General features: G+C 75.4%; 4 protein-coding genes and 1 pseudogene. All 5 read left to right on the top strand.

The features are described 5' to 3' along the window. Positions 1-29: 29 nt before the first annotated feature. A pseudogene (locus tag GLX30_RS34795) lies at positions 30-476 on the top strand (3-hydroxy-3-methylglutaryl-ACP synthase); the annotation flags it as partial. Beyond that, complete coding sequence (locus GLX30_RS36020; protein WP_347879799.1) at positions 368-1,279, top strand: hydroxymethylglutaryl-CoA synthase; 912 nt, start codon at positions 368-370, stop codon at positions 1,277-1,279. The pseudogene GLX30_RS34795 and the gene GLX30_RS36020, both read left to right, overlap by 109 nt. Beyond that, positions 1,276-2,028: an enoyl-CoA hydratase/isomerase family protein gene (locus GLX30_RS00995; RefSeq protein WP_159682395.1), complete on the top strand. Its 753-nt coding sequence runs from the start codon at positions 1,276-1,278 to the stop codon at positions 2,026-2,028. The genes GLX30_RS36020 and GLX30_RS00995 overlap by 4 nt, the downstream gene beginning before the upstream one ends. Continuing rightward, the gene (locus tag GLX30_RS00990) at positions 2,025-2,801 is read left to right on the top strand and encodes a polyketide synthase (RefSeq protein ID WP_159682394.1); all 777 of its coding nucleotides are present in this window, start codon (positions 2,025-2,027) and stop codon (positions 2,799-2,801) included. Before GLX30_RS00995 ends, GLX30_RS00990 begins: the two co-directional genes overlap by 4 nt. A 43-nt stretch (positions 2,802-2,844) precedes the next feature. Next, positions 2,845-9,129: an SDR family NAD(P)-dependent oxidoreductase gene (locus GLX30_RS35755; protein ID WP_159682392.1), complete on the top strand. Its 6,285-nt coding sequence runs from the start codon at positions 2,845-2,847 to the stop codon at positions 9,127-9,129. Positions 9,130-9,153: the final 24 nt, after the last annotated feature.

The raw sequence follows: 9,153 nt of genomic DNA, 5'->3' as shown, positions 1-9,153 counted from the left end.
ACCAGAACCTGTAGTTACGGAGAAGACCAATGAAGCAGGTCGGCATCGAAGCCATCAACGCCTACTGCGGTGAGACCTACATCGACGTGCCGACCCTGTTCGCGGCCCGCGGCCTCGACGACAGCCGGATCGGCAACCTGATGATGGCCCGCAAGAGCGTCGCACTGCACTGCGAGGACGCCGTGTCCTTCGCCGTCAACGCCGCCAAACCCATCATCGACGCCCTCACCGACAGCGAACGCGACGCGATCGAACTGCTCATCGTCGGCACCGAGTCGGGCGTCGACTTCGGCAAGTCGCTGGCCACCTACGTCCACGACCACCTCGGACTGCCCCGCAGCTGCCGCCTGTTCGAGACCAAGCAGGCCTGCTACAGCGGCACCGCCGCCCTGCAGATGGCCGCCGCCACCGTCGCCGCCAGCCCCTTCGAGGGCACCAAGGCCCTGGTCATCAGCAGCGACGTGGCCCGCCCCGTCCCGCACACCTACGTCGAACCCAGCCAGGGCGCCGGCGCGGTGGCCATGCTCGTCGGCGACCGTCCCGTCGTCGCCGCCTTCGACCCGGGCGCCAACGGCTTCCACTCCTACGAAGTCATGGACACCTGCCGCCCCGACCCCGAGGCCGAGGCCGGCGACACCGACCTGTCCCTGCTCACCTACATCGACTGCCTCAAGGGCTCCTTCACCGACTACGCCCGCAAGGTCGAGGGCGCCGACTTCCTCGACACCTTCGACCTGCTCGCCATGCACACCCCCTTCCCCGGCATGGTCAAGGGCGCCCACCGGGCCGCCCTGCGGAAACTGAAGAAGGGCCTGGCCCCCAGGCCGTCGAGGACGACTTCACCACCCGCCTCGGCCCCGCGATCCGATACCCGCAGCAGGTCGGCAACATCTACGCCGGCACCGTCCACCTCGCCCTCGCCTCCACCATCGACCACGCCGTCATCGACCGCGAACACCGCGTCGGCGTCTTCTCCTACGGCTCCGGCTGCGCCTCCGAGTTCTACAGCGTCACCATCACCCCCGCATCCCAGGCCGCCGTCCGCGCCATGGGCATCCGCGAAGCACTCGACGCACGCTACGAGCTGAGCATGGACGAGTACGACGCGCTGCTCACCGCCACCGCCGAACTCAAATTCGGCATGCGGGAGTTCACCTTCGACCTCGACCGCTTCCCGCAGATCACCAAGGAACGCTTCACCGGCGGACGCCGCCTCGTGCTCGCCGCGGTCCGCGACTACCACCGCGAGTACGTGTGGCTCGACGGAGGCACCCGATGACCGCCGTGACCCTCACCCGCGCCCGCGGCGTCATCCGCGCCCGCCTCGACGCGCCCGAACGCCGCAACGCCATCACCCCCCTGCTCCTGGACAACCTCCACGCCGCCCTCGACGCCGCGGAGGCCGACACCACCTGCCGCGTCCTGGTCCTGTCCGCGAGCGGCGACGACTTCTGCGCCGGGACCGACCTGTCGGGCGGCGTGCCCGACACCCTGCCCGCCCCGGGCGACACCGGCGAACTCCCGTACTGGCGGCTGCTGGAACGCCTCACCAGCACCCCCGTCGTCACCGTCGCCGTCGTCGACGGCCACGCCCACGCCGGCGGCGTGGGCCTGGCCGCCGCCTGCGACCTGGTCATCGCCGGCCCCCGCGCCCGCTTCCGGCTCACCGAGGCCCTGGTCGGCCTCGTGCCTGCCATGGCATGGCCGTTCGTGGCCCGCCGCACCGGCGAGCAGCGCGCCTTCACCGCGACCCTGCTCGCCGAGGACCTCGACCCGGCCGCCGCCCACGCCTGCGGCCTGGCCGACGAGGCCACCGACGACGCCGAAGGCGCACTGCGCCGCACCCTGGTCCACCTCAGCCGCGTCGACCGGTCCACCACCGGCGCGCTCAAGACCTGGCGGACACGGCTGTTCCCCCGCGACGAACACCTCGGCGCCGACGCCGCACACACCTTCCTCACCCGCCTCACCGACCCCCACGTCCACCGGCTCCTCGGCCGCGTCACCGCCCCGGAGCGTGCGGCATGACCACCCCCGCGACCAGCGCCGCCGCGCCCGTCGTACGGCTGACCCGCGAAGGACCCGTGGCCGTCGTCACCCTCGACGACGCCGAGGGCCGCAACACCTTCTCGCCCGCCCTGACCGCACAACTCGTCGACTGCGTCGAACGCGCCGCCGCCGACCCCGAGACCCGCGCCGTCCTCGTCGAAGGCCGCCCCGAACTGTTCTGCGCCGGCGGCACCCGGCGCGAGCTCGCCAACTTCGCCCGCGGCCACGGCAGCTTCGACACCGACGACTTCTTCCGCGTCTTCGCCCGCTGCCCCCTGCCGGTGATCGCCTCCCTCCAGGGCCACGCCATCGGCGGCGGCCTCGTCCTCGCCCTCTACGCCGACTTCGCCGTCTTCAGCGAACGCTCCCTGTACGCGGGCAACTTCATGCGCTACGGCTTCACCCCCGGCATGGGCGCCACCCACCTCTTCCCCGCCCGGTTCGGCCACGAACTGGGCACCGAGATGCTCTACACCGCCCGCAACTACCGCGGCGCCGAACTCCGCGAACGCGGCGCCCCCGTCCGCGTCGTGCCCCACGCCGACGTCCCGCGCACCGCACGGGAGGTGGCCCGGTCGGTGTGCGGGCCGCCGCGCACCTCCGTCGAACTCCTCAAACAGGAACTGGCCGCGCCGCTGCTGGCCGCCACCACCGAGGCGATAGCCCGCGAGGCCGACCTGCACCGCACCAGCTTCCGGCTGCCCGAGGTGCTCGACCGCATCGAAACCGGATACGGCGACACCGGCCGCTGACCGTACGACCGCCCGCCCCCGCCACGAGGACCCGAGGGAACCGATGGACGCGAAAGAGATCCTGACCCGATACAAGAACGGCACCCTGGACACCGCGTCCGCCACCGCCCTCCTCCACCCCGCCCCGGCCCCCGCGCCTTCGGCACCCGATGTCGTGGACCGTGACCGCGCGGCCGCCCTGCTGCGGGCGGCAGCGGGGGAGCGGCGTCCCGGAACGGGCGACCCGGCACCTGCCGACGGCGGCGGCCCGGCGGCCCGTGCGACCGGGACCCCGGCACGCCCCGCGTCTGCCACGTCCGGCGTGGCGGACGTGCCGTCACGTCCCGCCCTGGCGGCGTCCGGCGCGACCGACACGCCGTCACAGCGCCTGCCTGGAGCGGCCGACGCCGTGGACCGTGACCGTGCCGCCGCCCTGCTGCGGGCGGCAGCGGGGGAGGGGGCACCCGAGGGCACGGCGACCGCGGCGGCCGGCGCACCGTCGCGGCCCGCGACCGCGGCCGGCGGCCAGGCCCGGTCGGGCCGGGACCCGAAGGGCGGCCGGGCGCTGGAGCCCATCGCCGTCGTCGGGTACAGCGCCCGCTTCCCCGGAGCCGCGGACGCCGACACGTTCTGGCAGCGGCTGCTCGCCGGCGACGACCTGGTCACCGAGGTGCCCGCCGAACGGTGGCGGATCGAGGAGCACTACGACCCGCGCCCCGAGGCCGAGGGCATGTCGGTGTCCAAATGGGGGGCGTTCGTCGACGGCGCCGACCGGTTCGACGCCGCGTTCTTCAAGATGCCGCCCCGCGAGGCCGAACTCACCGACCCGCAGGCCCGCCTCTTCCTCCAGGAAGCCTGGCGCGCCCTCGAACACGCCGGGCAGCGCACCGCCGACCTCGCCGGCACCCGCTGCGGCGTGCACGCCGGCGTCATGATGAACGACTACCAGGACCTCATCGAGCGGACGAGCGAGCACGCCCGCCTCGCCCAGGTCATGCAGGGCAACTCCAACTCCCTCCTCGCCGCCCGCATCGCCTACCACCTCGACCTCAAAGGCCCCGCAGTCACCGTCGACACGGCCTGCTCGTCCTCGCTCGTCGCCCTCCACCAGGCCTGCCAGGCGCTGTGGCTCGGCGACGCGGACATGATGCTCGTCGGCGGCGTCACCCTCTACCTCACCGAACTGCCGCACGTGTTCATGAGCCGCGCCGGGATGCTCTCGCCGACCGGCCGCTGCCGACCCTTCGACGCCTCGGCCGACGGGATCGTCCCCGGCGAGGGCTGCGCCGTCGTCGTCCTCAAACCCCTGTCACGGGCACTGGCCGACGGCGACCCCGTCCACGCCGTCGTCCGCGCCAGCGGACTCAACCAGGACGGCCGCACCAACGGCATCACCGCCCCCAGCGCCGCCTCCCAGGCCCGCCTCATCGGCGACACCCTCGGCCGGTTCGGCCTCGACGCGTCCGGCATCGACTACGTCGAGGCCCACGGCACCGGCACCCCGCTGGGCGATCCCATCGAAGTCACCGCCCTCAACCGGGTGTTCGCCCCCGCCGCCCGCCCCGCGGGCAGCGTCCCGATCGGCTCCGTCAAGGGCAACGTCGGCCACACCTCCGCCGCGGCCGGCCTCGCCGGCCTCCTCAAGGCCGTCGGCGTCGTACGCACCGGCGACATCCCGCCCTCCCTGCACTGCACCCCCCGCACCCTCAACCCGGCGATCCCCTTCGGCGAAGGGCCCTTCACCGTCGCCACCGAGCGCCGCACCCTGCCCGCCGCCCCCGGCGGACGGCCCCGCCGCGCCTCCGTCAGCTCCTTCGGCTTCAGCGGCACCAACGCCTACGTCGTCGTCGAACAGGCCCCCGACCGCCCCACCCCCACCCCGGCCGACCGGCCCGTGACCGTGCCCCTGTCCGGCCGCCGGCCCACCGCCCCGGCCGACCGCGCCGCCGAACTCGCCCGCTGGCTGCGCTCACCCGCCGGCGCCGACGCCGCCCTCACCGACCTCGCCCACACCCTCGCCTGCGCCCGCGACCACCACCCCCACCGGGTGGCGCTGCTGGTCGCCGACCGCGCCGAACTCCTCGACTCGCTCGACAAACTCGCCGCCGGCCAACCCGACTCGCGCCGCGTCGACCCCGCAACCGGCCCCGGCCCCCACGGCGACGATGCCCGCCTGGAGAACGCCCGCCGCTACGTGGCCGGCCACCCGGTCGACTGGTCCCGCATCTGCCCGCCCGCCGACCACCGCCGGATCCCCGCCCCCGGATACGCCTTCGCCCCCGACCGCCACTACGCCGTCCCCGCCCCGGCGCCCGCCGGACAGGACCTCGACGAGCGGCTCCTGGACGAGCTGGTCCTCTACACGCCCGGCTGGCAGGACAGCCCGCTGCCCGACCGGCAGCCCCCCGCCCTGCCGCTGTTCGCCCACGACCCGGCCGGCGACCTCGCCGCCGCGCTCGGCGCGCACAGCCTGGACGCCCTGCCCACCGCGCAGGACACCGCACCCGACACCGTCGCCCTCGTGCTGCGGCTCGCCGGCGACGAGACGGCCGCCTTCGACGCCGTACGCACGGTGCTGGCCGCCTTCCGCACCCAGCGCATCACCCTCCTCGCCGTCACCGCCGACGCACTGCGCGCCGACGCGGCCCGCGCCCTGGTCCAGAGCCTGCGCCAGGAGAACCCCCGCCTGAACGGCCGGGCCCTGCTCGTCGCCGACGACGGCCCCGCCGCCGCACCCCTGATCCGCGCCGAACTCGCCTTCCCCGAACCCGAGTTCGGCCACCTCGCCGACCTGCGCGGCCACCGCAGGGCACGCCGTGTCCTGCACCCCGCCACCCTGCCCGGCGACGGCTTCACCCCCCGCCCCGGCGCCGTCCACCTGATCACCGGCGGCGCCGGCGGCATCGGACGCGACCTCGCCGCCCGGCTCACCGCCCACCGAGGCACCCGCGTCGTCGTGTGCGGCCGCACCCCCCTCGCGGACCTCGACCCGGCCCACCGCCCCACCCCCGGCGGCCCCCTGCGCTACGTGCAGGCCGACATCACCGCACCCGGCGGCGCGGCCGCCCTGGTGAGCGACATCCTCGCCCACGAGGGCACGCTGACCGGCGTCTTCCACGCCGCCGGCGTCGTACGCGACGCCTACCTGCTGCGCAAGAGCACCGACGACGTCGCCGCCGTCCTGGCCCCCAAGACCACCGGCACCGCCGCCCTCGACGAGGCCACCGCCGCCCTGGAGCTGGACGTGTTCGTCCTGTTCTCCTCGGTGGCGGCCGTCAGCGGCAACATCGGCCAGAGCGACTACGCCTACGCCAACGGCCGCCTGGACGCCTTCGCCGAACACCGCGCCGCCCTCGTCGCGGCCGGACAGCGCCACGGGCGCACCCTGTCCGTGCAGTGGCCGCTGTGGGACGTGCCCGGCATGACGATCCCCGAACCGGTACGCCGCGTGGTCGAGGAACATGTCGGCATGGTGCCGCTGCCGGCCGCCCTCGGCGCCCGCGCCCTCGAACGGCTGCTCTCCGCACAGGGCCCCCAGGTCGTCTCCCTCTTCCACGGCAGGGCCGACGCCTGGCACCGCCACCTCAAGGAACTCCATCTGCTGCCCACCCCACCCCGAGCAGCACCCGAACCGGCGCCCGCGGCAGCACCCGAACCGGCGGTCGCGGCGGTGACCGGACCCGCGGCCGCGCCCGGCCCGGTGGCCGCGGCGCAGCCGGTGACCGCGCCCGGGGGAGGGGCCGCGCCGGACCGGGACCTGGTCGATCTGGTCACCCGTACCGTCGCCGAGACCCTGGGCCACGCACCGGGGACGATCGGGCCGCGGACCTCCATGGAGGCGCTGGGCCTGGACTCGGTGATGATCCGCACCCTCGCCTCCAAGCTCAGCGTCCGTATCGCACCGATCGGCCCGGACGCGCTGTTCGGCGTGCGTGACGTGCACGAGTTGGCGGGCCACCTCGCCCGCAGCCTGCCCGCGCCCACCCCCGTCCCCACCTCTGCGTCGGCCGCCCCGGCCCCCGCCGCCTCGGCCGTCGGGCCCGCCGGTGCACCGGCCCGCGAACCGGGCAACGCGCCCGCCGGAGAGTCGGCGGCCGGAGAGGCGGCGACGCAAGAGGCGTTCGCCGTCGTCGGCCTCGCCGGCCGCTACCCCGGTGCGGACGGCCCGGACGCGTTCTGGGAGAACCTCCTCGTCGGCAAGGACACCGTCGGCGACCTGCCCACCGACCGGTGGGCCGACAGCGGCGGCGTCCACGCCAAGGGCCACTTCCTCGACCGTGTCGACGCCTTCGACGCGGCGTTCTTCGGCCTGTCCGCCCACGAGGCCGCGTTCACCGACCCGCAGGAGCGGCTCTTCCTCGAGGTCGCCTGGGAGGCGATGGAGGACGCCGGCCTCACCGGCGCCAGGCTCGAGGCACTCACCGCGCCGGACGGCGAACCGCGCAGCGTCGGCGTCTTCGCCGGGATCACCAGCGCCGACTATCCGCTGCTGGGCGCCGAGCGCTGGGCGGCCGGCGAACGCGACATGCCCTCCGGGCACTACTGGTCGCTGCCCAACCGCCTGTCCTACCTCCTGGACCTGCGCGGCCCCAGCCAGCCCGTCGACACCGCCTGCTCGTCCTCCCTCGTCGCCCTGCACCAGGCCGTCGAGGCCCTGCGGCAGGGCGAGTGCGAGGCTGCGCTGGTCGGCGGCGTCAACCTCTACCTGCACCCCTCCCGCTTCCGGATGCTGGCCCGCTCCGGGTTCCTCGCCGAGGACGGCCTGTGCCGCAGCTTCGGCGCCGGCGGCGCCGGATTCGGGCCCGGCGAGGGCGCCGGCGCCGTCGTCCTCAAGCGACTCTCAAGGGCACTGGCCGACGGTGACACCGTGTACGCCCTCGTCCGCGGCACCGCCGTCGCGCACGGCGGCCGCACCAACGGTTTCACCGCGCCCAGCCCGCGCGCCCAGGCCCGCGTGCTGCGCGAGGCGCTGCGGCGCTCGGGCACAGACCCGGCGACCGTGAACGTGATCGAGGCCCACGGCACCGGCACCGAACTCGGCGACCCCGTCGAACTCACCGCCCTGACGGACACCTACGGCCAGGGCGCCGCGGCCGGTGTGCCGTGCTCGCTCGGCTCGGTCAAGTCCGCGGTCGGGCACGGCGAGTCGGCCGCCGGGATCACGGCCCTGACCAAAGTGCTGCTCCAGCTCCGGCACAAGACCCTCGCCCCCACTCTGCACGCCCAGCCCGTCAACCCCCAACTGCGTCTGGAGAACACCCGCTTCACGCTCCAGCACGAGGCGGGCCCCTGGCTCCGGCTGCGCGACGCGGCGGGCCGCGAGCTGCCCCGGCGGGCGGGCATCAGCTCCTTCGGCGCGGGCGGCGTCAACGCGCACGTGATCGTCGAGGAGTACGAGCCGCCCGCCCCGGCGGCCGGCGACGACGGCGCACCGCAGCTGGTGCTCCTGTCCGCCCCGAGCGGCGAACACCTGACCGCCACGGCCCGGCGCCTGGCCGGTCACCTGGCCGGCCCCGCGAGCTCCACGAGCCTGGCCGCGATCGCCCGCACCCTGCGCACCGGCCGCGCCGCCCGCGAACACCGGCTCGCGATCGTCGCCACCGGCACCGCCGAACTCGCCGCCGCGTTCGCCCGGTTCGCGGACGGCGCACCCGGCACGGGGACCGTCCGCACCGGCACCATCGCCCACGACCGGGCCGCCCAGGCACCGGAGACCGACGAGCTCGTCGCCACCCTGTGGCGGGCCGGACGCCTGGAGCAGCTGGCCGAACTGTGGGTGACCGGCTGGGAGATCGACCTCCGGACCCCCGCCGACGACACCGGGACGACGGGCGTGGTGCCCCTGCCGCCGTCCGCGTTCCTGCGCACCCGCCGCTGGCTGCCCCGACCGGACACGACACCGACCCCCACGCCCACGCCCGCGGCGCCCGCAGCGACCCCGACCCCGGCCGTCCCCGCACCGGACGCGACCCCGACCCCGGCCGTCCCCGCGCCGGACGTGACCCGGGTGGTCCCCGCCGTGCCCGTGCCCGCCGTGGACGTGATCCCGGCGCCGGCCGGCCCGCCCGCGCCGGCCGCCGCCGCGGCCGCCGCCGTGTCCGGCGACCCGCGCCTGGCGGCCGTCGCCGCGCTCGTCGGCGAGCTCGCCGCCGGCCCGGGGGCGGAGGGCCCCATCGACCCCGCCCGCACCCTCGTCGAACTCGGCGTGGACTCCCTGGGCCTGATGAACCTCCGCTTCGAGATCACCGAGCGGTTCGGCCACACACTCCCGCTCCAGCTGCTCAGCGAGTTCAGCGTCGACGAACTCCTCGCCCACCTGTCCGCCCTTCACGCCCCCGACCAGGCCTGACCGCAGAGGGAACCGGAGCCCCGC

Source organism: Streptomyces sp. Tu 2975, from assembly GCF_009832925.1.
Classification (GTDB): Bacteria; Actinomycetota; Actinomycetes; order Streptomycetales; family Streptomycetaceae; genus Streptomyces.
The sequence above is the reverse complement of the archived record's forward strand: the minus strand, read 5'-3'. Positions and strand labels throughout refer to the sequence as shown.